Annotated in this window: 23 protein-coding genes; 11 read left to right on the top strand and 12 right to left on the bottom strand. The window is 63.6% G+C overall.

Annotation, left to right across the window (positions count from 1 at the left end):
* Positions 1-102: 102 nt before the first annotated feature.
* Together ppa and BI347_RS06830 are read left to right on the top strand one after the other, a co-directional pair.
* Positions 103-630: an inorganic diphosphatase gene (gene ppa / locus BI347_RS06835; protein ID WP_071114554.1), complete on the top strand. Its 528-nt coding sequence runs from the start codon at positions 103-105 to the stop codon at positions 628-630.
* A 137-nt stretch (positions 631-767) separates the two neighbouring features.
* A complete protein-coding gene (locus BI347_RS06830) occupies positions 768-1,520 on the top strand; it encodes a hypothetical protein (protein ID WP_071115565.1) in 753 nt (250 codons plus the stop codon).
* Positions 1,521-1,578: 58 nt separating this feature from the next.
* Here BI347_RS06830 and BI347_RS06825 read toward each other — a convergent pair whose 3' ends face one another.
* Positions 1,579-2,145 (bottom strand): phasin family protein, encoded by a 567-nt coding sequence (locus tag BI347_RS06825; RefSeq protein WP_071114552.1) that lies wholly within the window; start codon positions 2,143-2,145, stop codon positions 1,579-1,581.
* Positions 2,146-2,551: 406 nt separating this feature from the next.
* On the opposite strand from BI347_RS06825, the gene minC reads away from it, so the two are divergent.
* The 8 genes from minC to BI347_RS06785 all read left to right on the top strand — a co-directional run bounded on the left by minC (position 2,552) and on the right by BI347_RS06785 (position 11,239).
* The gene (gene minC / locus BI347_RS06820; protein ID WP_071114551.1) at positions 2,552-3,274 is read left to right on the top strand and encodes a septum site-determining protein MinC; all 723 of its coding nucleotides are present in this window, start codon (positions 2,552-2,554) and stop codon (positions 3,272-3,274) included.
* Positions 3,275-3,298: 24 nt separating this feature from the next.
* Complete coding sequence (minD, locus tag BI347_RS06815) at positions 3,299-4,111, top strand: septum site-determining protein MinD (RefSeq protein ID WP_071114550.1); 813 nt, start codon at positions 3,299-3,301, stop codon at positions 4,109-4,111.
* Positions 4,112-4,114: 3 nt separating this feature from the next.
* Positions 4,115-4,372: a cell division topological specificity factor MinE gene (gene minE / locus BI347_RS06810; protein WP_011136924.1), complete on the top strand. Its 258-nt coding sequence runs from the start codon at positions 4,115-4,117 to the stop codon at positions 4,370-4,372.
* 3 nt (positions 4,373-4,375) lie between these two features.
* On the top strand, positions 4,376-5,314 hold the full coding sequence (locus BI347_RS06805) for a LysR substrate-binding domain-containing protein (protein WP_071114549.1): 939 nt from the start codon (positions 4,376-4,378) through the stop codon (positions 5,312-5,314).
* A gap of 293 nt (positions 5,315-5,607) precedes the next feature.
* On the top strand, positions 5,608-7,632 hold the full coding sequence (locus BI347_RS06800) for a M3 family metallopeptidase (protein ID WP_071115564.1): 2,025 nt from the start codon (positions 5,608-5,610) through the stop codon (positions 7,630-7,632).
* Positions 7,633-7,776: 144 nt separating this feature from the next.
* Positions 7,777-8,385 carry a hypothetical protein gene (locus BI347_RS06795; protein WP_071114547.1) on the top strand — a complete coding sequence of 203 codons (609 nt, stop codon included), beginning with the start codon at positions 7,777-7,779 and terminating at the stop codon, positions 8,383-8,385.
* A 98-nt stretch (positions 8,386-8,483) separates the two neighbouring features.
* Positions 8,484-10,499, top strand: a complete 2,016-nt coding sequence (locus BI347_RS06790) for a M3 family metallopeptidase (RefSeq protein ID WP_071115563.1) — start codon at positions 8,484-8,486, stop codon at positions 10,497-10,499.
* A gap of 281 nt (positions 10,500-10,780) precedes the next feature.
* Positions 10,781-11,239: a MarR family winged helix-turn-helix transcriptional regulator gene (locus BI347_RS06785; protein WP_239690838.1), complete on the top strand. Its 459-nt coding sequence runs from the start codon at positions 10,781-10,783 to the stop codon at positions 11,237-11,239.
* 88 nt (positions 11,240-11,327) lie between these two features.
* Here the strand turns inward: BI347_RS06785 and greB are convergent, their stop codons facing one another.
* From greB to BI347_RS06760, 5 genes are all read right to left on the bottom strand, one after another.
* Positions 11,328-11,882 (bottom strand): transcription elongation factor GreB, encoded by a 555-nt coding sequence (greB, locus tag BI347_RS06780; protein WP_071115562.1) that lies wholly within the window; start codon positions 11,880-11,882, stop codon positions 11,328-11,330.
* A gap of 51 nt (positions 11,883-11,933) precedes the next feature.
* Positions 11,934-12,404: an NUDIX domain-containing protein gene (locus BI347_RS06775; RefSeq protein WP_158020748.1), complete on the bottom strand. Its 471-nt coding sequence runs from the start codon at positions 12,402-12,404 to the stop codon at positions 11,934-11,936.
* 88 nt (positions 12,405-12,492) lie between these two features.
* Entirely contained in the window at positions 12,493-13,524 is a 1,032-nt protein-coding gene (rluB, locus tag BI347_RS06770; RefSeq protein WP_420837175.1) for a 23S rRNA pseudouridine(2605) synthase RluB, read from the bottom strand.
* 401 nt (positions 13,525-13,925) lie between these two features.
* Positions 13,926-14,558, bottom strand: coding sequence for an SMC-Scp complex subunit ScpB (scpB, locus tag BI347_RS06765; RefSeq protein WP_071114543.1), 633 nt, complete (start codon positions 14,556-14,558; stop codon positions 13,926-13,928).
* A 78-nt stretch (positions 14,559-14,636) separates the two neighbouring features.
* A complete protein-coding gene (locus tag BI347_RS06760; RefSeq protein WP_071115561.1) occupies positions 14,637-15,155 on the bottom strand; it encodes a GNAT family N-acetyltransferase in 519 nt (172 codons plus the stop codon).
* Positions 15,156-15,272: 117 nt separating this feature from the next.
* Between BI347_RS06760 and miaA the strand changes: the two genes are divergently transcribed.
* On the top strand, positions 15,273-16,250 hold the full coding sequence (gene miaA / locus BI347_RS06755) for a tRNA (adenosine(37)-N6)-dimethylallyltransferase MiaA (protein ID WP_071114541.1): 978 nt from the start codon (positions 15,273-15,275) through the stop codon (positions 16,248-16,250).
* A 72-nt stretch (positions 16,251-16,322) separates the two neighbouring features.
* On the opposite strand, the gene BI347_RS06750 is transcribed toward miaA, so the two are convergent.
* The 6 genes from BI347_RS06750 to BI347_RS06725 all read right to left on the bottom strand — a co-directional run bounded on the left by BI347_RS06750 (position 16,323) and on the right by BI347_RS06725 (position 21,992).
* Positions 16,323-16,913 (bottom strand): C39 family peptidase, encoded by a 591-nt coding sequence (locus tag BI347_RS06750; protein WP_239690837.1) that lies wholly within the window; start codon positions 16,911-16,913, stop codon positions 16,323-16,325.
* Between the two features lie 14 nt (positions 16,914-16,927).
* The gene (locus tag BI347_RS06745) at positions 16,928-17,635 is read right to left on the bottom strand and encodes a hypothetical protein (RefSeq protein ID WP_071115560.1); all 708 of its coding nucleotides are present in this window, start codon (positions 17,633-17,635) and stop codon (positions 16,928-16,930) included.
* A 411-nt stretch (positions 17,636-18,046) separates the two neighbouring features.
* Complete coding sequence (locus tag BI347_RS06740; RefSeq protein ID WP_071114539.1) at positions 18,047-18,394, bottom strand: RidA family protein; 348 nt, start codon at positions 18,392-18,394, stop codon at positions 18,047-18,049.
* Between the two features lie 62 nt (positions 18,395-18,456).
* Complete coding sequence (locus tag BI347_RS06735) at positions 18,457-19,599, bottom strand: trans-sulfuration enzyme family protein (protein ID WP_071115559.1); 1,143 nt, start codon at positions 19,597-19,599, stop codon at positions 18,457-18,459.
* A gap of 60 nt (positions 19,600-19,659) precedes the next feature.
* Positions 19,660-21,030 (bottom strand): pyridoxal-phosphate dependent enzyme, encoded by a 1,371-nt coding sequence (locus BI347_RS06730; RefSeq protein ID WP_071115558.1) that lies wholly within the window; start codon positions 21,028-21,030, stop codon positions 19,660-19,662.
* 125 nt (positions 21,031-21,155) lie between these two features.
* Complete coding sequence (locus BI347_RS06725) at positions 21,156-21,992, bottom strand: class I SAM-dependent methyltransferase (protein WP_071115557.1); 837 nt, start codon at positions 21,990-21,992, stop codon at positions 21,156-21,158.
* Between the last annotated feature and the right edge of the window lie 149 nt (positions 21,993-22,141).

Raw genomic sequence — 22,141 nt, 5'->3', positions numbered from 1 at the left:
TATCGAAGCCGCGATTATACCTTCGCGGCACATCCTCGGCAGCTGCTGATATAATCGCCCGGTCACTCAATAATGTTCAACAACACTCAAGGATTCCGCTCCATGAATCTCGCTAGCATCGGCCCGGGCAAAGACATGCCGGGCGACTTCAACGTCGTCATCGAAATCTCCGCCAACGCCGCTCCGATCAAATACGAATTCGACAAGGAATGGAACACGCTGGTAGTGGACCGCTTCATGGGCACCTCCATGATGTACCCGGCCAACTACGGCTTCGTGCCGCAAACCCTGTCCGAAGACGGCGACCCGGTTGACGTGCTGGTGGTGACTCCGTTCCCGCTGCCGCCGGGCGTGGTGGTGCGTTGCCGCGCGCTGGGCATGATTCGTATGGAAGATGAATCCGGCGTTGATGCCAAGCTCATCGCCGTACCGGTGGAAAAACTGTGCCCGATGTACAAGGCGATTCAGAAACTGGAAGACCTGCCGGAACTGCTGCGTCTGCAAATGGTGCACTTCTTCGAGCACTACAAGGATCTGGAAAAGGGCAAATGGGTCAAGATCCAAGGCTGGGGCACGCAGGAAGACGCCAAGACCGAACTGGTGGAAGGCATTGCCCGCTTCGGCAAATAAGCGGCAGCCCAAACGGCAAACCGGCCCAATGGCCGGTTTTTTTGCGCCCAGCGAATGCTGCATTGCACAATATCAGCATTCCACGGGATAATGGTTTGCCGTACCCCGCCGCATCTGCCACGCTTCTAACAGGAACCATGCCGCGCCTCGCGGCCCGCACCGGCATCAACATGGCTGTTTCGTACCGCATCAGGGGACACGCTCCCCATCTCCCCTGGTTCTTGCGCCGGCTAGAGGCGCGAGGGCTGACGCCTGCGTCCGAGAGCGACCTTCCTGCGCGCCTGCCGTCAGACTGGACAGGCATCGCGCTGGCGGACTGCTGGCTGGATCTGGCCCGGGACGGCGATCAGCCGCTGGCCCAAAGGCAGGCGCGATGCCAGGCGGAAGGGCTGGCGTTCATCGAACTGTCCGGAGACTGGCAAACGCTTGCCGCGGAACACGGCTTCATGCTGCTGGCGGGCTGCGCCGCCCCGCCGGCGGGAGACGCGCAGCTGCTGTTGGATGCGCTGGCGCCGCAGGCCGGCTGCTGGCTGCACTGCGGCCCGGCGCATAGCGCGCGCTTCTGCCAGCGGGTGTTTGCCGCCCTGCTCCATGCCGGCCACGCCGCGCTGCCACTGCCGGATGGCCAGCCGCGCGCGCTGCAGTGGGAGCAAATGCTGGCCAGTCAATGGCAGCTGGCGGACAGGCTGCGCCAGCTGGCCCAAGCCTATCTGCTGAAACATCTGGGCCAGACCCCGCCTTATCCTGCGCCGCTGCCGCCGGCAGCCCAGCACTTTGCCGCCAACCTGGCCCGCTCCATCATGCTCGCCTTGCCCGACCAGCAGAACTGGCCGGCCCTGCTGGAGCAGCTTGGGGCCATTCTCGCCGCCCATCCGCCGCCGCAAAAATGAAAACCCGCCGGTGGCGCGCCACCGGCGGGTTTCCTCACTCGAGCCAGAGTGGTATCGCTCAGGCGGCGTTGCTGGCGGTTTTCTTGCGACCAACTGCGGCGCTGGCGGCCTTGGCCGAGTTGGTGGCGGCTTCGACGCCAGCCTCGGCGATTTCGGCGCCGACCTTCTTGGCGGTCTTGGACACGCTTTCAAAAGCGACGGTCGAGGTGTTCAGCAAGGTCTTCAACGCGGCGACGGCGATGTCGGAACCGGCCGGAGCGTTCTTGGACAAGCGATCCAGACTGGTTTGCAGCGCCTTGCTGTTTTCGGCGATCTGCTCTTCGACAAAGCTGGACAGCTCGTTCTGGGTAGCCAAGGCGGCGTCGTAAACGTGGCGGGCGGCGGAAAATGCCTGATCCAGCGCCGGCTGCGCCAGACCGCTTTGCAGGTCGGTCAGCGACTTGGCGTCCTTGACTTCGCTCAGCGCCTTGAAGGCTTCGGCGTTGTCGGACAGCAGTTTGCGCGACAGATCAAGCTGCAGGCTGGCAAAGCGTTCGGCGCCGGCCAGCACGATGGAGGACAGGCGGACAGCCTTGTCGAACTGTGACTGACCGAGGGCGGAGAGTTCCTGGGTGGTGGTAAACATGTAATCAGCTCCTAAAATGTCGGGTAGACAACGACTCAGTGATACAGCAACAAAACTGTTGTTCCGCGCATGCTGCAACGCAACAACCACACTGTAACGCAGCGAGAACACTTCGGTCAAGGAAATGCTGCGCCGCACAATAAACTAAGCGGCTATTTTACATCAGGTTTTATCAGGGCAAAATTCCATTATCATTACACAAGCCACCCCAGCCGCCACCCGACCATCGGGACAGTCACTTCTGCAGCGCAACAGATTCTGTTGCTTGGGCGACGCACTCCGGCTCCCCCGCCTACCGCTCCCGCGCCAATCCGCGCCCGCCGCCGACTCATCGCCATTGAAAGCATGCCGGCAAGCCAGTACACTCGCGCCATAGAAGAAATCTATCTACATATAAAAGCTACCCATGAGCCCAGTGGCAAACGCCTTTGATATCAAATCCGCCAACCTGGACCTGTTGGCGATCCTGCTGCGCACTGACAACCTGGACGAACTGAGCCAGGCGCTGGACGCGCGCTTCGGCAACAGCAACGACGCGCCGGCGGAAGCCTTCGTGCTCGACGTGGAAGCCCTGCCCAAACCGGCCGAACTGGATCTGGGCCGGCTGCTGCCGCTGCTGAGCCGCCGCGGCATCCGCGCCGTGGCGCTGCGCCATCCGGACAATTCGCTGGCGGCGATGGCCAGCCGCTTCGGCCTGGCTTTCGCCAGCAGCGCCGCTCTGCCCCGCTCGGCGCAAGCGCCGCAGGAACCCCAGGCCAAGTCCGCCGTCGAAACCCCTGCGGCGGCGGTTCCCGCCGGCGCGATGATCATCGACCGGCCGGTGCGCGCCGGCCAGCAGATCTACGCCAAGGGCTGCGATCTGATCGTGCTGGCGGTAGTGAGCGCCGGCGCCGAAGTCATCGCCGACGGCAACATCCACGTCTATGCGCCTCTGCGCGGGCGGGCGCTGGCGGGCGCGCGCGGCAATGCGGCCGCCCGCATCTTCACCCGCAGCATGGAGGCCGAACTGGTTTCCATCGCCGGGGTGTACCGCACCATAGAGCAGGCGCTGCCGGACAGCATTTTGGGCAAACCCACCCAGATCTATCTTGAGAACGAGCGCCTGGTGATGACCGCGCTCGGCGAGTAACACATTTTTCCAAAGGAAAGCCCCGTGGCAAAAATCATCGTTGTGACATCCGGCAAGGGTGGCGTAGGCAAAACCACCACCAGCGCAAGCTTCGCTTCCGGCCTGGCACTGCGCGGGCACAAGACTGCCGTGATCGACTTCGACGTCGGCCTGCGCAACCTCGACCTGATCATGGGCTGCGAACGCCGCGTGGTGTACGACCTGATCAACGTCGTCAATGGCGAGGCCAACCTGAACCAGGCGCTGATCAAGGACAAGAACTGCGACAACCTCTACATCATTCCGGCCTCGCAAACCCGCGACAAGGAAGCGCTGACGCTGGACGGCGTGGAGCAGGTGCTGAAGGAACTGGCCGACAGCGGCTTCGAATACATCGTCTGCGACTCCCCGGCCGGCATCGAGAAGGGCGCGCTGATGGCGCTATACTTCGCCGACGAGGCATTGATCGTCACCAACCCGGAAGTGTCGTCGGTGCGCGACTCCGACCGCATTCTGGGCATCCTGTCGTCCAAGTCCAAGCGCGCCGAGGAAGGCCGCGAGGCGGTGAAAGAACATCTGCTGATCACCCGCTACGCGCCGGGCCGCGTTGACAAGGGCGAGATGCTGTCGGTGGACGACGTCAAGGAAATCCTGCGGGTGCCCCTTCTAGGCGTGATTCCCGAATCGCAAAGCGTGCTGCAAGCCTCCAACTCGGGTACTCCGGCCATCCACCTGAAAGGTTCCGATGTCGCCGAGGCCTATTCCGACGTAGTGGCACGTTTCCTGGGCGAGCAACGCCCGATGCGCTTCCTGGACGCCCCCAAGGTGGGCATCCTCAAGCGCCTGTTTGGAGGTTAAGTCATGTCATTGATCGATATGATTTTTGGCAAGCGCCAGAAATCCGCAGCCATCGCCAGGGAACGCCTGCAGATCATCCTGGCCCACGAACGCAACGGCCGCCACGCCCCCGACTATCTGCCGGCGCTGCAGCGCGAACTGATGGAAGTGATCTCCAAGTACGTGTCCGTCAACCTGGAAGACATCAAGGTGCAGGTTGAGCGCCAGGACGACTACGAAGTCCTGGAAGTCAACATCGTGCTGCCAGAACACCAACGCTAAACCATGACGCTGACCGAACTGCGCTATATCGTGGCGGTGGCGCGCGAGCGCCACTTCGGCCGCGCCGCCCAGAGTTGCTTCGTCAGCCAGCCGACGCTGTCGATCGCCATCAAGAAGCTGGAAGACGAGCTGGGCATCACGCTGTTTGAACGCGGCGGCCAGGAAGTGGCGGTCACCGAAATCGGCGAACGCATCATCGAGCAGTCGCAACGGGTGCTGGAAGAGGCCGAAGCGGTCAAGCGGCTGGCCGGCGAACACCAGAACGAACTGGCCGGGCCGCTGAAGCTGGGGGTGATCTTCACCATCAGCCCCTATCTGCTGCCCAAGCTGATTCCGGCGTTGCGCATCCTGGCGCCCGACATGCCGCTGATCCTGGAGGAGAACTACACCTCGCGGCTGGCGGAAATGCTCAAGCGCGGCGAGGTCGACGCTATCATCGTCGCCGATCCTTTCGAGGAAACCGGCATTGAGGCCTGGCCCTTGTACGACGAGCCCTTCGTCGTCGCCACGCCCAAGGGCCACCCCTGGGAAAAGCAGCCGCAGGTCAATGCCTGCCAGTTGGCGGAGGAAAGCGTGCTGCTGCTCACCCAGGGCAACTGCTTCCGCGACCAGGTGCTGCAGGCCTGCAGCGAGCTGTCCGGCCGCCAGCACTTCGGCAACAGCCTGGCCAACACCTTGCAGGGCAGTTCGCTCAACACCATACGCCATATGGTGGCCAGCGGCATGGGCGTCACCGTGATGCCGGCCACTTCGGTCGGCCCCGGCGACGAGGCGCTGCTGTCGGTGGTGCCGTTCAGCCAGCCGACGCCGCAGCGGCGGGTGCTGCTGGTGACCCGCAAGCAGTTCTTCCGCAAGAAGGCGATCGACACCCTGCAACAGGCGGTGTTCCGTTCCGGCCTGCCGGGCGTCGTCATGCTGGAAGACGAGCCCAAGCTGCAATAAAAGGCCCGCCAGCCGCGACAGACCGTCCCGCACCAGCTCCGCTGCTGCGGGATTTTTTCAACCCGGCACATGGCAAGGAAATGAAATGAACCCACTGAGCAGCGTGAAGCAGAAAGCCTTCGTCCCCGCCCGCGACTTCAAGCTGTCGGATCCATCAGGCGTGCTGTGGCTCATCGGACAGAACATCTGATCCAGGCGCCATCCTGACTGGATTTTTTTGTTTGTCCGCATCGCAAGCAATGCTAAAGTCATGGGCTGTATCACCGTCACCACCCACGACAAAGACAAGCGCCATGAACGCCAATCCCTTGCTGCACGACTGGTCCACCCCGCACCAGCTGCCTCCGTTCGACCTGATCCGCGCCGAGCACTTCGAGCCGGCTTTTGAAGTCCTGTTCGCCGGACACCTGGCCGAAATCGACGCGCTGGCCGCCTTGGCCGGCGCGCCCAGCTTCGCCAACACCGCGGCGGCATTCGACCGCTGCGGCGAGCGGCTGGAACGCGCCAGGCTGCTGCTGGACAATCTGACCAGCTCGCACACCTCGCCGGAACTGCAGGAGGTGGAGCGCAACATGGCGCCGCGCCTGGCGGAACACGATAGCGCCATCTACATGCACGAGGGCTTCTTCGCCCGGCTGGACGCCGTGCATCAGCAGCGCGGCCAGCTGGACCTCAGCGAAGAGCAAAGCCGGCTGCTGGACCTGATCCATCGCACCTTCGTGCGCGCCGGCGCCAAGCTGCAAGGCGAAGCGCGCCAGCGTTACGCCCAAGTGGTATCGCGACTGGCGGAGCTGACCACCGCCTTCAGCCAGAACACGCTGGCCGACGAAGCCGAATACGCGCTGCAACTGGCTGAGGACGATCTTGCCGGCCTGCCGCCCTTCCTGCTCGATGCCGCCCGCGGTGCCGCCAAGGCGCGCCAACTGGCGGGCTACGCCATCACGCTGTCGCGCTCGTCCATCGTACCCTTCCTCACCTACTCCGCCCGCCGCGATCTGCGCGAACAGGCCTGGCGCGCCTGGACCAGCCGCGGCGAACATGCCGAACGCGACAACCGCCCATTGGCGAAACAGATACTGGCGCTGCGCGTGGAGCAGGCCCAGTTGCTGGGCTACGCCAACTTCGCCGACTACGCCATCGCCAACCGCATGGCCGGTACGCCGCAAGCGGTCCACGATCTGCTGTCCCAGGTGTGGGAACCGGCCAAAGCGCGTTTCCAGTCGGAAAAAACCATGCTGCGGGAAGAGGCGGTCCGCCTGGGCGAGCCGGCCGACCTCCAACCCTGGGACTGGTTCTACCTGGCGGAGAAAGTGCGCATCGCCCGCTATGCGCTGAATGACGCCGAGATCAAACCCTACTTCAGCCTAGACAATATGACCGCCGCGATGTTCGACGTCGCCGGCCGCCTGTTCGGCCTGAGCTTCCAGGAAAAGCATGACGCCAAGCTCTACCATCCGGACGCCCGGTTGTGGGAAGTCAGCCGGAACGGCGAATTGATCGGCCTGTTCATCGGCGACAACTACGCGCGGCCGAGCAAGCGCAGCGGCGCCTGGATGAGCGTTTACCGTCCGCAGTCCGACAACGGCGGCAAAGTACTGCCCATCATCAGCAACAACAACAACTTCGCCAAGGCGAGCCAGGGCGCCACCCTGCTCAGCGCCGACGACGTGCGCACGCTGTTCCACGAATTCGGCCACGGCCTGCACGGCCTGCTGTCCAACGTCCACTACCGGCTGCTGTCCGGCCCCAACAGCCCATGGGACTACGTCGAGCTACCATCGCAGTTGATGGAAAACTGGGCGCTGGTGCCTGAAGTCCTGGAAAAGCATGCCCGCCACGCCGAAACCGGCGCGCCTATCGCGGCCGAGCTGGTCGCCAAAATCAAGGCGGCCCGCCACTTCAACCAGGGTTTCGAAACCGTGCGCTACGCCGCGTCCACGCTGATAGACTTGGCGCTGCACCAGCGGGCCGACCAGGATGGCATAGACATCGCCGCCTTCGAAGCCGCCGAGCGCGAACGGCTGGGCATCCCGATGGAAGCCGGCATGAACCATCGCCCGCCGCATTTCGGCCACATCTTCTCCGACGACGCCTACGCCGCCGGCTACTACGTCTACATGTGGGCGGAAGTGTTGGAGGCGGAAGCGTTCGCCGCCTTTGAAGAGGCGGACGATCCGTTCGATCCGGAATTGGCGGAAAAGCTGCACCGCTACATCTACGGCGCCGGCGACGCCCGCGAGCAGCGCGCCGCCTTCCGCGCCTTCCGCGGCCGCGATCCCCAAGCCGCGGCGATGCTGAAGAAACGCGGCCTGGTGTAAGACCGCTGCCAGCCGGGCGGATCTTCCCCCGCCCGCTTGCTTTTCCCACGCGCGGCAATCAACCGCGCCCGAATGGTCCATACCTGCCGCGCCCCGGAACGGATAAAATTGCCATTCCATTAAACTAATCGTGACCCTGCAAGCATGACAATAAAAATCGGCGATGCCATCAAGTGGCTACTCCCGACCATTGCCCTCGTCGCCATCGGCGCGCTATTCTGGAAATCGCAGCACCCCACGCACCAGGCCGCGCCTCAAGACCATGTCGCAGCCAAACAGGCTGCCCCGGTCCGCTACGAAACCTATGAAAACGGCCGTTTTCCCTTCTCCCTGCCCTTTCCCAAGGGTTTGTTGATCGCGGGCGAAGGATCCGATAACGGCGACGGCATGACCTTCACTTCGCCGGATGGACAAACCGTCATGACCGCATCCGGCATCAACAACGTCACCGAAGACACGCTACAAAGCGAATTCCACGACGACTTGAAGCAATCATCCGAATCCGGCCAGCCCCGCAAAATCGCCTTCAAAACCATCAAGAAAGACTGGTTCGTGATTTCCGGCACCGAGGGCGACAAGATTTTCTACCAAAAGACCTATCTGGTGGACGACCAGTTCATGACCTTCGGCATCCGTTACCCAACCAGCCAGCGCGCGCAATGGGACCCGATCGTCGCCCACATCAGCAAGCAATTCAAGGTGACGCCCGGCGACATCCAGTACCAGCCCTGGAACGCCAGCCAGTCCCAGTAATTGCGATGTTTTCCGCCGCCCATGCCTTGACGAAGCGATAGGCCGCCGGCGGCGGCCCCCTCCGCGCAACCATCACCTCTCACCACAGAGCAACCATCATGAGCAATCCGCTGCTGCAAAACTGGGACACCCCGCACCAACTGCCGCCGTTCGATGCCATCCGCGCCGAACACTTCGCTCCGTCTTTGCGGCAGTTGATGGCCGAACATCGCGCCGCCGTCGCCGCCATCGCCAATCAAGCGGAGCCCGCCAGCTTTGCCAACACCGTGGAGGCGCTGGACGCCGCCGCGCTGCCGCTCAAGCGCGTATCGCTGGTATTCCACAATCTGCGCAGCTCGCACTCCGACGCCGAACTGCAAGCCGCCGAGCGCGAACTGGCGCCGCAGCTGGCCGCCCACCACGGCGCCATCTATCTGGATGAGAAACTGTTCGCCCGGCTGGACGCGGTGCTGCGGCAAGCGCCGCAGCTGGAATTGAACGAAGAGCAGCGCCGGCTGCTGCAGCGGCTGCACCGCGACTTCGTGATGGCCGGCTCCTGTCTTCAGGGCGAGGCGCGCCGCGAGTTCGCCGACACCAGCGCGGAACTGGCCCGACTGTCCGCGCAATTCGGCCAGAACGTGCTGGCCGACGAGTCCGAATTCGTACTGCGTTTGCACAACGAGGACGATCTCGCCGGTCTGCCGGCCTCCCTGCGCGCCGCCGCGGCGCAAACCGCGCGCGAGCGCGGCCTGGACGGCCACGCGGTCACGCTGGCGCGTTCGTCCGTCACCACCTTCCTCGCCCACTCCAGCCGCGCCGACCTGCGCGAATCCGCCTGGCGCGCCTGGGTGGGACGCGGCGAACAGGCGCAGCGCGACAATCGCCCGCTGATCACCCGCATCATGGCTTTGCGCCAGCAACAAGCCCGGCTGCTGGGCTACGCCAACTACGCTGATTACGCGCTGACCGACCGCATGGCCGGCACGCCCGAAGCCGTCCACCGCCTGCTGGAACAAGCGTGGGAGCCGGCCAAGGCCCTGCTGGCGCGGGAAAAACTGCAATTGCAGGCGGTGGCGCGCAAGCTGGGGCTGAACGAAGACATCCAGCCCTGGGACTGGCGCCATCTGGCGGAGAAGGTGCGGCTGGAGCATTACGCGCTGGACGACGCCGAAGTGAAGCCCTATTTCAGCCTGGAAAACATGCAGGCTGCGATGTTCGACGTCGCCGGCCGGCTGTTCGGCCTCAGCTTCGTCGCCCGCGACGACCTGCCGCGCTACCACCCCGACGTGAAGGGCTGGGAGGTGTACCGGCATGGCGAGCTGGTCGGCGTTTTCCTCAGCGACAACTTCGCCCGCCCCGGCAAGTCGGGCGGCGCCTGGGCCAGCGTCTACCGCGCCCAGGGCCGCAATGGCGGCGTCTCGCTGCCCATCGCCGTCAACAACACCAACTTCGCCAAGGCCAGCCCGACGCTGCTTAGCTTCGACGACGTGCGCACCCTGTTCCACGAGTTCGGCCACGGCCTGCACCACCTGCTGTCCAATGTGCGCTACCAGCGCCTGTCCGGCACCCAGGTGCTGCGCGATTTCGTCGAGCTGCCGTCGCAGCTGCTGGAGAACTGGGCGCTGGTGCCCGAGGTGCTGGCGCGACATGCTCGCCACATCGAAAGCGGCGAGGCGATCCCAGCGGCGCTGGTGGCCAAGATCCTGGCGGCGCAGAATTTCCAGCAAGGCTACGCCACCGTGCGCTACACCATCTCCGCGCTGCTGGACCTGGCGCTGCATCAGGCCGGCGAAGGCGTGGACGACGTCGCCGCCTTCGAAGACGGAATCTGCCGCCGCTACGGCCTGCCGCCGGAAGCCGGGCTGGCCCACCGCCTGCCGCACTTCAATCACTTGTTCAACGGCGGCTACGCGGCGGGTTATTACGTCTACATGTGGGCCGAGGTGCTGGAGGCCGAGGCGTTCGCGGTCTTCGAGGCCAAGGGCGACGCCTTTGACGCTGGATTGGCCGACGGCCTGCATCGCCACATCTTCAGCGTCGGCAACGCGCGCGATCCTCAACTGACCTTTCAGGCCTTCTGCGGCCACGCCCCCAGCGCGGGTCCGATGCTGCAAAAACGCGGCCTGGCCGGATAGGCCGCGCCCCGGCCGCAACACTGCGCCCCCGCCGGCCGGCGGGGGCATGAGAATGTCATTGAAATATTCCCCTACTGCCAGGATACTGGACTGAGCGCGGCGCCACCATGCCGACAAGATCAAGACCAACGATCCACCGCGTGGATTGAGCATGAACAACTTGCCGACAAGAAGCAAACGGATACCGATGAATATCCGCCATTCTCCGTAGCCAGACAAATCCGCGCGCCGGCAGAATTACGCTTATGCTAGGCAGAGCAGATCAACCAACAGGGAACATCATGAGCACGACCGCAGTGATGAAGGAGGCCGAAACCAGCCTGGACACCAGGGCCGCGGTGGAAATTTTTTTCTACGCCTACAAGGCGCTGACCAACAAGCCGGACGAGATGCTGGCCAAGCGCGGCCTGGCGCGGGTCCATCATCGCATCCTGTTCTTCGTCGCCCGCTATCCCAAGCTGTCGGTCAAGGACTTGCTGGCCTTTCTCGGCGTGACCAAGCAGGCGATCAACATCCCGCTGCGCCAGCTGCTGGAAATGGAGCTGATATGCAGCCAGGCCGCCCCGCACGACAAGCGCGTCAAGCAGCTCAGCCTGAGCGAGGAAGGCCTGCAGCTGGAGGAAAGCCTGCACCGCGAGCAACAGCGCCTGTTGCAGACCGCCTTCGGCGACTGCGGCGACAAGGCCACCCGCGACTGGTTTCTGATCAACGGCAAGCTGTCCGAGCACATTCTGCCCTGAACGGCAGATGCCGATGTAAAGCAAACGGCCCGGTCGATGACGACAGGGCCGTTTCTCTTGCCATCCGCGCCACCGGCGCGCCAGACGCTCACTCCACCTTGCGGTAGCTCACCTCCAGCACTTCGATATCCTCGTCGCCATCCGGACCGCGGAACAGCACGCTGTCGCCCTCGCGCGCTTTCAGCAAGGCGCGCGCGATCGGCGAGATCCAGCTGATATGGCCGCGCGGCAGATCGATCTCGTCGACGCCGACGATCGCCAACCGCTGTTCATTGCCGTCGCCGCGCCGGATCAGCACCGTGGCGGAGAAGAAGATCTGGTCGGTCTCCTCGCGGGTTTCCGGGTCCACCACCTCGGCGATCTCCAGCCGCTTGGTCAGGAAGCGGATGCGGCGGTCTATCTCCCGCAGCCGGCGCTTGCCGTACAGGTAATCGCCGTTTTCCGAGCGGTCGCCGTTGCTGGCCGCCCAGTTGACCACCTGCACCATCTCCGGTCGCTCGCGGTTGACCAGATGGTACAGCTCGTCCTTCAGGCGCTGCCAGCCGCCGGGCGTGATGTAGTTCTTGCTCGATGCCGGCAGCCGCTGCTCGGATGGCAGCTCGTCTTCCGCCTGGTCTTCTTCCTTGGTGAACGCCTTGCTCATGATTCTTCCCGTCCTGCTGATTGACTGTCGCCGCGCCCGGCGCCCGCTTCATTATGCCTGAGGCGTGGAGCCGTCGCCGCCTTCCAGCAACGCCAGGCAATACGGCAGCAGCGACTTGGGCCGCAGCTTGACCCTCCTCAGCGCGTCGGCATCCAGCCAGGCCAGTTCGTAATGATTGTCCGGCGACAGCTTCGCCAACTCCGGCCCGCCCAGGCGCAGCATGCCGCGGTGCTCCCGCGCCACAAACACATGCTCGGTGCGGTTATGGCTTTCCAGCACGCACAGCTTGTCGCCCAGCCAGACATTTAGCCCAGTCTCCTCGCGCGTTTCGCGCACGCAGGCTATCGCCGGGGTTTCGTTCTTCTTGATGTTGCCGCCGGGCAGCACGTAATAATCCTTGCCCTGCTTGATCCTGTGCATCAGCAGCAGCCGTCCGCCCTCGATGATGACGATAGCGGCGCGCAGCCTGCGCGGCTCCAGCGGCAACGGCAGGCCGGTTTCGTTCTGATCGAATTCTTCCACGCGTCTCCACCCAAAAACAAAACGGGCAACCGCCAACCGGCGATCACCCATGCTTCAGCGGACAAGCCATCCTCGAGGACGGCCGGCCTTACTCCGGACGCGGCGTCCGCGGCTTGCGCGCCGAGGCCTTGCGCTGGGTCGGAGCCTTCTTGCCGCCGGTGACGGTCAGATTGGACCATTTCATCACCGCGGCCACTTCGGCCGGATTCAGCTCGTAGAACTGGCCGCGCTTCAGCCGCGGCGGCAGGCCGATATTGCCGAAACGCACGCGCATCAGCCGGCTGACGGTCAGACCGAAATGCTCGAACATGCGGCGCACTTCGCGATTGCGGCCTTCCTTGATCACCACGTTGTACCACTGGTTGGCCGACTCTTCCTGGCCGCCGGTCTGGAAAATGCGGTCGAAGCGCGCCGGGCCGTCTTCCAGCTCCACGCCCTTGACCATCTCCTTCGAGATTTCCGGGGTCAATTCGCCCATCACCCGCACCGAGTACTCGCGCTCCACTTCGAAGCTGGGGTGCATCATGCGGTTGGCCAGCTCGCCGCTGGTGGTGATCAACAGCAGGCCGGAGGTGTTGACGTCCAGGCGGCCGATGGCCACCCAGCGGCTGGACTTGGCTTGTGGCAGGCGGTCGAATACCGTGACGCGGCCTTCCGGATCGTCGCGGGTGACGATCTCGCCCTCTTCCTTGTGGTACATGATCACGCGCGGCAGGCGGTCAGGCCATTTCAGTTTGATCGCATCGCCCTTGACCATCACGCGGTCGTGCGGGCCGACCTTGTCGCCCAGGCTGGCCTTCTTGCCGTTGACGGTAACCAGGCCGGCCTCGATCCATTCTTCCATTTCGCGACGCGAACCGACGCCGGACGAGGACAGCGCCTTCTGCAAGCGAATCGGCTCGATCTCGTTCAGATCGACGCGCACTTCCTTCAGCTTCTGCGACTTGCTCTTGATGTCCTGGCTAGGGCTGCGCAGACGCAGCTTCTTGGCCTTCTGCACCGGCTGCGGACGACCGCGGCCCTCGCCTTCCGGCCTGGGGCCGCGCGCCTTGGGGGCATTGCCGTCGACAGGCGTGGCGGCGTTCTTGTTGCCGAAACGGCGTTCGTGATCAAACGCCACATTGCCATTGACATCGCCATTGCTGTCGCGGGTGTACACCGGCTTGGTGCGGGCGGCGGCCAGCGCCTGCTGCTCCTGTTCGCGGCGGCTCAGCTTGAACAGCGGCACGCCGTTCTGCGACGGCACCACCGGATTACCATTAGCATCGCGCTGCTGGCGGGGCGGGCCGTTGCGGCGGTTCTGCTGCTGACCGCTGCCGGCCTGCTGCGGGAAGCGGGGCTGGGAGCCGGCGCCGGGCTTGCCCTGGCGCTGCTGGCCCTGAGCCTGGCTGCGGCCGGCGTTCTGACGCGGTTGTGCGGTTTCACCACCTTTGGCACGAGCAGCCGGCTGGCGCGCGTGGGTACGTTGTCCTTTTGTAGACATGTGTTTGCTCTTTCCGTGGGAGCAACTGGCAGAAAAACTTATTCTGCGACAGGCTCTAAATTGTCCGCCTCATCGTCGAGGGGGAGATCGTCTGCGCCCGCATCGGGGCGGTCGTCTTGCAATTGGGTGTCCGGCATCACCAGGCTGCCCAGTTCCGCCAATGGCGGCAGGTCGTTGAGCGAGACAAAGCTCAGATCGTCCAAAAACTTGCGCGTAGTGGCGTACAGGCCGGGACGGCCCGGTACATCCTTGTGACCGATGACTTCGATCCAGCCCCGCTCCAGCAGGGCCTGCATCACGTTGGTGGAGACAGATACGCCGCGTATCGCCTCGATGTCGCCACGGGTCACAGGTTGTTTGTAGGCGATGATAGCCAGGGTTTCCATTACCGCCCGCGAATAACGCGGCGGCTTTTCCGGATTGAGCCGGTTGAGATAAGGCGTGAACTCGGCCCGTGCGCGAAAGCGCCAGCCGGAAGCCAGCTTGACCAGCTCTATCCCGCGTCCGCGCCAATCACCCTGGATATCGTCCAGAATATCATTGATCAGCGCCGCCTTGACGTCCTCGGTGAACAGCTTTTTCAACTGGAAAACCGACAAGGGTTCCTGGGCCGTCAACAAGGCTGTTTCCAGCACGATCTTCAGATATTTTAAATCGGTAATGGTGGACATTAAACCGGGATGCCGGAGAATTACGGGGGCTTAGCGCGGGAAGCCTCGGATTCTACACGTTTTTCGCCGCGCGGGAAACTAATCCAGCATTCCGGCCAGCGAAGTCAGACTGAAACGCCTGAGCACCCTGCCATCCTTCTGCGGCATGTCCTCCAGCCGCTGGCCGCCGCAGGACTCTATGGTGCGAATGGACGCCGGGCTGGCGGCGTCGCACACCACCACCCAGGTACCGCAAGCCGGACAAAGGCCCAATGCCTGCACATATTGCAGCAGCACCCGGCCATAGCCATTGCCGCGCCACGGCGGCAACACTTCAAAGCCGATATGGCCGATTTCGTCCTGTATCACATCCGTCTCGCCCTGCCGCAAACGGGCCGCGCCGGCGATCTCGCCTTCGCCGGTCACCAGGAACCAGGTCTGATACGGCACCCACCCTTCCGGCAGCGACTCGCGCTCCGCGTGCCGCAGCAACTGCCGCAGCCATTCCCCGGCATCGCCGTCCAGCTCCCGATAGTATTCCAGTCCCTCTGCGCGGCAGGCCTGGAAATAACGGCGATATGCTGGCAGATGACTCTCGCTGGCGGCTTCGATTTTCATTGGATGCTCTCCGGATGGATACTCCCATCGTAAACAGCTGGGCGGCGAGGTCAAGCCTTTTGCGCATGCCCGCGCCGGCTATGCGACAATCACCCCCTGATTGCAGCGAGTATTTCCATGAGCGACACCCCACAAGCCATCCTGTTGATGGGCCCCACCGCCTCCGGCAAGACCGGCCTGGCACTGGAGATGGCCCGCCACTTCCCGCTGGAGATCGTCAGCGTCGACTCGGCGCTGGTCTACCGCGGCATGGACATCGGCAGCGCCAAACCCAGCGCCGCCGAGATGGCGGCCTGCCCGCACCATCTGATAGACATCATCAGCCCGCTGCAGAGCTATTCGGCGGCCCAGTTCCACGCCGACGCCAATCGCCTGATAGCCGAAATCACCACCCGCGGCAACATCCCGCTGCTGGTGGGCGGCACCATGCTGTACTACAAGGCGCTGCTGGAAGGCCTGTCGGATCTGCCGCAAGCCGATCCCGCGTTGCGGGCGGAGTTGGACGCAGACGCCGCTAGGCTTGGCTGGCCGGCGCTGCATGCCCGTCTGGCCCGACTGGACCCGACCACCGCCGCGCGACTCAACCCCAACGACGCCCAGCGCATCCACCGCGCGCTGGAAGTGTGCCTGCTGAGCGGACGGCCGATGTCCGAGCTGCTCGCTCAGGGCAAGGAGGCCGGCGCCAGCTTCCGCCGCTTGTCGCTGGCATTGGTGCCGCAAGAACGCGGCTGGCTGCACCAGCGCATCGGCCAACGCTTCGAAATCATGCTGGAGCAGGGCTTCCTGGATGAGGTCAGCCATTTGCGCGCCGCCTACCCCGAGTTGACGCTGGACCTGCCATCGATGCGCTGCGTCGGCTACCGCCAGGCCTGGGAGCATCAGGACGGCCTGTACGACCGCCAGGAATTCATCGAACGCGGCACCGCAGCCACCCGTCAGCTGGCCAAACGCCAGCTGACCTGGACCCGCAGCCTGGACGTGATTCCGGTGAATGCCCAGCAAGACGGACTAGCCGGGCAACTGGTGCGGGCGGTGGAAGACTTCCTGACAGGCAAGCCGCCAGCCGAAGCGCTGCGCTTCGCCGGCAAATTCTGACAATACCGGCGGCGTTAAAGTAAAACGACAGGCTTGCGGCCTGCCGTTTTACTTTATTCAGTTCCCGATGCTTCAAGGGCTTACATTCATCCGCAGGGTGTCGGTCCAGTCATGGTCGCTGGCCGACACCACGCTGCTGTAGCTGGCATAGGTCATGCCCTCGCCCGGCCACGGATTCATCATATAGATGTAATTGCCGCCGCTGCCCGTCTGATAGCCGCGTCCGACGATGAAATGCCCGCCGCCGCTGGTCCAGCCATAGCGCATCACGAATGGCCGGTTGGCCTGGATGTCCTGCACCACATGCGCCCAGGTCAGGTAGTCGTTGACGGAGAAGTTCGACACCCCCCAATGGGTGAGAATGTCCTGCAGGCTGCCGCCGCCGCCATACATATTGTTGGGGCTGTTGGCGTCGCTGTTCCAGTTGAAGTTGCTGTTGCCGCAGGCGTAGTTGATGCCGAATGCCCAATTGGCGATCGCGCATTGGCTGGGCGTCTGTTTATACAGGCCCAGCACCCCCTTGCTGGAGCCCGCCCAGCACCATTGGCTATGCTCCTGCACCGTCAGCGGCACATTCAGCACTTTGCTGTCCGCCAGCGCCACAGCGCTGCCCGCCAGCAGCGCCGCCGCCAGCGCGATCTTGCCGATTGCCTTGTTCATCATGGCTTTCTCCCGGTTCAGCGGACATTGGAAAGGTTGCTGCGCACCGTGGCGCGCAGGGATTCGATGAAATCGGCGCTATCCAGCAGACCATTGGCGCCTGCGCCGGCGGCCTGGCGCTGCAGCGGTTGATAAGCCGGATTCAGCGCGGCGAAGCGGGGCTTGCCGCCGCCGGCCGGCGTCACTTCCAGGAAGTCGGCCTGCGCCTGGTACACCCTGACAAAGCGGGTATTGCTGCGCGCGGCGTTACCGTACGCGGCCTGCAGCGATTCCAGACTCTTGGCCAATCCGGCCGCGCCATAAGCCACCGCCTCCCAACGTCCGGCCACCCGCTCAACGGTCACCAAGCCAAGCGGCCGCTGCTGCAGGTAGATGACAAAACGCCAGCTGCCGGTAGGCGCCATCAACTGGCTGATGTCGCCGCCGGTCAGCAGCTTTTGCGGATCGACGCTGTATAGCGGAAAACCGGGACCAACGCGCGCAGCGGCCAGATCGCCCGCTCTCGCCACGTCCAGCGGGAAGCCTTCCGGCAGCCGGCCGCCGAAGTCCTGCAGAGTCTGCCGCGCGAATTGTGCCAGCCCCCGGCTGGCGGCAGCGGCGGCATCGCGCTCTTGGGCGGCGACTTGTTGCGCCGCCGCGGATGGAACGGCTTGGGCCGTCGCCGGGCCTCCAGCCAGCGTGGCCAGACTAAGCAACACTGCGATGATTACGGAATTTGACTGCATGTTTCGACTCTCCTGGGTTGAGATGCGGTTGCAGTGCATGACGGCATGCCGCCGGATTATGTCCAGAGCATGCATTGCTAGTCATAGCGGCGGCTATTCAGCAAAGCAACAATGCCAACCAGGTCTATCCATTTAATTTTTATCTTTAAAATCAATGAATTAAATATATTCTCCTGCATAAATCAAAGCCAAAAATCAAACCGTTTCTGCCCTGAAGACCAGTGCCCGCTTGTCCGCGCCGCGCCGTCCCGCCTATGGTTGAAGATCAACCCCAATGCCAGGCAGCGTCGGCAACCACCCAAGGAGGCCTCCAGCTCGACGACAGCATAAAGACCGGCAATACCGTCTGCCGCCGCCATGAAAAAAGCCCGCTGCCTTGCGGCAACGGGCCTTTGCGGACCAACAGGCGAATCAGCGCGCGGCCACCAGCTTGATCTCCACCTTCCAGGCCGGATTGGCCAGCTTGGCCTCCACTGTGGCGCGGGCGGGCACATGGCCGGCCGGCACCCAGGCGTCCCAAGCGGCGTTCATCGCATCGTAATCCGCCAGGCTGGACAGGAAGATGGTAACGTCGACTATCTTGCTCTTGTCCGAATCCAGCTCCTTCAGCAGCGCGTCGATCTGCCCCAGCACGTTTTCCGTCTGGCCGCGGGCATCGGCGTCGGTGTTTTCAGGCACCTGGCCGGCGAGGAAGATCAGGCCATTGCTGACCACGGCTTCGGCCAGACGGGCGCCCTGCTTGTGACGGTAAATGCTCATATCGTTCTCCTGTCGAGGTTGGGCATGATGGACGATTCTAACTGCAAAGCGCCGCGCCTGTCCTACCAGGCCTGTGCCAGGTCGGCGATCAGCGCCGCCTCGCCCTCCACTCCCACCGACAGGCGGATCAGGTTGTCATGGATGCCCAATGCGGCGCGGCGCTCGGCCGGAATCGACGCATGGGTCATCGCCGACGGCAGGCACACCAGGCTCTCCACCCCTCCCAGGCTTTCGGCCAGCGTGAACAGTTTGAGCTTGGCCAGGAAAGCGCGGGTATTGGCCGCATCGCCTTTCAGGTAGAACGACACCACCCCGCCGAAGCCTTGCATTTGCCGGCGCGCCAGTTGGTGCTGCGGATGGCTCTCCAGCCCCGGATACAGCACTTTCTCCACCTGGGGTTGCCGCTCCAGCCAGCGCGCGATCGCCAGGCCGTTGCGGTTGTGCTGGTCGATGCGCAACGCCAGCGTGCGCAAGCCGCGCAGCACCAGGAAGCTGGCGAAGGCGTCCAGAATGGCGCCGACGGCGTTGTGCAGGAAGGCCAGTTGTTCGGCCAGCTCGGGTTTGTCGCGGCTGACCACCGCCACGCCGGCCACCACGTCGGAATGGCCGTTCAGGTATTTGGTGGCGGAATGGACCACGATGTCGAAGCCGAAATCCAGCGGCCGCTGGTTGACCGGCGAGGCGAAGGTATTGTCGACCACGCTGATCAGGCGATGCTGGCGGGCGATATCGGCCACCAGCCGCAAATCCACCAATTGGTTGAGCGGATTGGACGGCGTCTCCACCCAGACCATCCGGGTATTGGGGCGGATGGCGGCCTGCAGCGCCGCGCTGTCGTCGGATGCGACATAAGTCACTTCCAGATTGGCGCTGATTTTGCGCACCTTCTCGAACAGCCGGTAAGTGCCGCCGTACAGGTCGTTGACCGCGATCAGGTGGCTGCCGGCCGGCAGCAGCTCCAGCACGGTGGAGATGGCCGCCAGTCCGGAGCCGAAGGCGTAGCCGCGCGCGCCGCCCTCCAGCTCGGCCACCGCCCGCTCCAGCGCTTCGCGCGTCGGATTTTGCGAACGCGAGTATTCGTAGCCTGTATGCTCGCCCGGCGCGTGCTGGCGGTAGGTGGAGGTGGCGTAGATCGGCGGCATCACCGCGCCGAACGCATCTTCATGGGCGCCAGCGGTCACGGCAAGGGTGTGGAAATCGGTCATGTTCAGTCCTATCGAATCAAAGGGTGCGGCCCGGCAGCCGGATACGCCGGGCCCGGGAAGTTAGGCGGCGCGCGGCTGGCGGCGCCAGAAGGCCAATAGATCAGCCTGGGTGATCAGGCCCAGGTAGCGGCCCTGGTCAACCAGCAACGCGATGTGGCCATCATTGAACACTTGCAGCAGATCCTGCAGCGAGGCTTGCGGCGTCAGCGTCCGCACCTGGCTGCTCATCGCGCTTTCCACGTTCTGCCGAAAGTTTTCCGGCTCGCCGTGCACCGACAGCAGCAAGTCCCACTCGTCCAGAATACCGACCACCTTGTCGTCCTTCAGCACCGGCAGCTGCGACACGTCATGCAGCCGCATCCGCTGATAGGCAACCGATAGCGCTTCGTCGGGATGGCAAGACACCGTGCTGCCGTCCTGATGGCGGCGCACGATCAGGTCGGTCAGGCCGCCGACCTGGGGCAGGCGCAGCATCCCCTGGTCCACCAGCCAGTCGCGGTTGTACATCTTGGACAGATACTTGTTGCCGCTGTCACACACCAGCGTCACCACCCGCTTGGGCTCGGTCTGGGCGCGGCAGTAGCGCAATGCGGCGGCCAACAGCGCGCCAGACGAGGACCCGGCCAGGATGCCTTCGCGCCGCAACAGCTCCTGCGCGGTATCGAAGCTTTCCTGGTCGCTGATGCGGTAGGCCCGCTTCACCAGCGACAGGTCGGTCAACGGCGGGATGAAGTCCTCGCCTATGCCCTCTATCAGCCAGCTGCCGGCCTGGCCGAAGCTGCCGGTTTCGACATAGTCGGCCAGCACCGAGCCCACCGGATCGGCCAGCACGAATTCGGTATGCGGCGAATGCCGGCGGAAATAGCGGGTCAGCCCGGTCAGCGTGCCGCTAGAGCCGACGCCCACCACTACGGCATCCACCTCCTGGTTCATCTGCCGCCAGATTTCCGGCCCGGTGGTGGTTTCATGCGCCAGCGGATTGGCCGGGTTGTTGAACTGGTCAATGTAATAGGCGCCCGGGGTTTCGCCGGCAATGCGCGCCGCCAGGTCCTGGTAATACTCAGGGTGGCCCTTGCCCACATCGGAGCGGGTCAGCACCACCTGGGCGCCCAGCGCCTGCAGGTGCAGGATCTTCTCGCGGCTCATCTTGTCCGGCACCACCAGGATCAGCGGATAGCCCTTCTGCGCGGCCACCAGCGCCAGGCCCAGACCGGTATTGCCGGCGGTGGCCTCGATGATGGCGCCGCCGGGTCCCAGCTTGCCATCGCGCTCGGCAGCTTCGATCATCGCCAGCGCGATGCGGTCCTTGATCGAGCCACCCGGATTATGGCTTTCCAGCTTCAGGTACAACTCGCACGGCCCGGTATCCAGATGGGTGACGCGGACCAATGGCGTATTGCCTATCAGCGACAGGACGGAATCGTCTTTCATGTCAAAACTCCTGGATATTATAAAATTACTATAAGTAATTTTTTGTTATATAAAAAGCAAAAAAATTTCTAGCTTGAAACCAGGCAGACCTCCCGCGCGCCAGCGGGCCATCTGCCGCTATCGCCTCATACCACAGCACTGGCCTGCATGAAGCTGTAGAAGAACACCAGCTCCGGATCGCTGCGCAACTGGCGCAATTCGCGCGTCATCGTCTCCACCAGCTGGCTGTCCACACTGCCCGCCTCGATCAACTGGTCCGCCGCCGACAGCAGCAGTTCGGTCCAGTAATCCAGCACCAGTTGGCGGCGATGCGGCTCTCGACTGTCCAGATGCCAGATCTTCACCTGCGTCTCCACTTGGCGGAAACCCAGCCTTTGCAGGATGTTGCCCAGCTTGGCGCCGACAAAGGGGTCGCCACCCACCGATAGCTGGTGGTCATTGAAGGCCATCCAGTACTGCTGCAGATTGGGCGAATACGGCGCCAGGAAGAAAGAGGCGTTCATCGCCTCGGTGGCATACAGCCGCGCGCCGGGCTTGAGCACCCGCCGCACCTCGGCCAGCACCCGCTCCGGCGCGTGCACATGCTCCAGTATCCAGCATAGGAAAGCGGCGTCGAAGCTGGCCGGCGCGAAATCCAGGTCCTCGGCGTCCATATGCTGCAGACGGACCCGATCATGATAAGGACTGCCCTGCAGGCGCTGGCCCGCCACCGCCAGTTGATGCTGGCTGAAATCTATCCCGGTGATGTTCAGCTCCGGATAACGGCGCAGCAGGATTTCGGTCTGCGCGCCGACGCCACACCCCACCTCCAGCAGCCTCTCCACGCCGGAAAAATCGACATCCCGGTACACCATCGCCTCGGAAAAGCGCGCCTGGCGCACCAGCCGCGCCTGTTCGGCAGCCGAGAAACCATGGATATAGGGCAAATCGGCCTGTGTTTCCGCCAGTTGCAATGCACTCATCGACCACCTCGCTACGGTAAGCATCAGGTGCTCATTATATTTCTTACAGCTATTTTAAAATCAAATTTTATTTGAAATTTGAATATAGAAAAAAGCTCTAATACCCGTGCGGCCATGAAAAAACCCGCATCGTTCGATGCGGGTTTGAC

Source organism: Chromobacterium sphagni (genome assembly GCF_001855575.1).
Taxonomy (GTDB): Bacteria; Pseudomonadota; Gammaproteobacteria; order Burkholderiales; family Chromobacteriaceae; genus Chromobacterium; species Chromobacterium sphagni.
This window is presented reverse-complemented; position numbering and strand designations above follow the sequence as displayed.

What these genes read in the sequence shown, in the direction of transcription:
- BI347_RS06725 (WP_071115557.1), bottom strand. Translation starts at nt 21,992, where the DNA reads ATGAGTGCATTGCAACTGGCGGAAACACAGGCCGATTTGCCCTATATC.
- greB (WP_071115562.1), bottom strand. Translation starts at nt 11,882, where the DNA reads ATGAGCAAGGCGTTCACCAAGGAAGAAGACCAGGCGGAAGACGAGCTG.
- ppa (WP_071114554.1), top strand. Translation starts at nt 103, where the DNA reads ATGAATCTCGCTAGCATCGGCCCGGGCAAAGACATGCCGGGCGACTTC.
- BI347_RS06785 (WP_239690838.1), top strand. Translation starts at nt 10,781, where the DNA reads ATGAGCACGACCGCAGTGATGAAGGAGGCCGAAACCAGCCTGGACACC.
- minE (WP_011136924.1), top strand. Translation starts at nt 4,115, where the DNA reads ATGTCATTGATCGATATGATTTTTGGCAAGCGCCAGAAATCCGCAGCC.
- BI347_RS06790 (WP_071115563.1), top strand. Translation starts at nt 8,484, where the DNA reads ATGAGCAATCCGCTGCTGCAAAACTGGGACACCCCGCACCAACTGCCG.
- BI347_RS06745 (WP_071115560.1), bottom strand. Translation starts at nt 17,635, where the DNA reads ATGCAGTCAAATTCCGTAATCATCGCAGTGTTGCTTAGTCTGGCCACG.
- BI347_RS06795 (WP_071114547.1), top strand. Translation starts at nt 7,777, where the DNA reads ATGACAATAAAAATCGGCGATGCCATCAAGTGGCTACTCCCGACCATT.
- BI347_RS06760 (WP_071115561.1), bottom strand. Translation starts at nt 15,155, where the DNA reads ATGAAAATCGAAGCCGCCAGCGAGAGTCATCTGCCAGCATATCGCCGT.
- BI347_RS06830 (WP_071115565.1), top strand. Translation starts at nt 768, where the DNA reads ATGCCGCGCCTCGCGGCCCGCACCGGCATCAACATGGCTGTTTCGTAC.
- minC (WP_071114551.1), top strand. Translation starts at nt 2,552, where the DNA reads ATGAGCCCAGTGGCAAACGCCTTTGATATCAAATCCGCCAACCTGGAC.
- BI347_RS06805 (WP_071114549.1), top strand. Translation starts at nt 4,376, where the DNA reads ATGACGCTGACCGAACTGCGCTATATCGTGGCGGTGGCGCGCGAGCGC.
- scpB (WP_071114543.1), bottom strand. Translation starts at nt 14,558, where the DNA reads ATGTCCACCATTACCGATTTAAAATATCTGAAGATCGTGCTGGAAACA.
- BI347_RS06800 (WP_071115564.1), top strand. Translation starts at nt 5,608, where the DNA reads ATGAACGCCAATCCCTTGCTGCACGACTGGTCCACCCCGCACCAGCTG.
- miaA (WP_071114541.1), top strand. Translation starts at nt 15,273, where the DNA reads ATGAGCGACACCCCACAAGCCATCCTGTTGATGGGCCCCACCGCCTCC.
- BI347_RS06740 (WP_071114539.1), bottom strand. Translation starts at nt 18,394, where the DNA reads ATGAGCATTTACCGTCACAAGCAGGGCGCCCGTCTGGCCGAAGCCGTG.
- BI347_RS06735 (WP_071115559.1), bottom strand. Translation starts at nt 19,599, where the DNA reads ATGACCGATTTCCACACCCTTGCCGTGACCGCTGGCGCCCATGAAGAT.
- BI347_RS06825 (WP_071114552.1), bottom strand. Translation starts at nt 2,145, where the DNA reads ATGTTTACCACCACCCAGGAACTCTCCGCCCTCGGTCAGTCACAGTTC.
- BI347_RS06750 (WP_239690837.1), bottom strand. Translation starts at nt 16,913, where the DNA reads ATGATGAACAAGGCAATCGGCAAGATCGCGCTGGCGGCGGCGCTGCTG.
- BI347_RS06730 (WP_071115558.1), bottom strand. Translation starts at nt 21,030, where the DNA reads ATGAAAGACGATTCCGTCCTGTCGCTGATAGGCAATACGCCATTGGTC.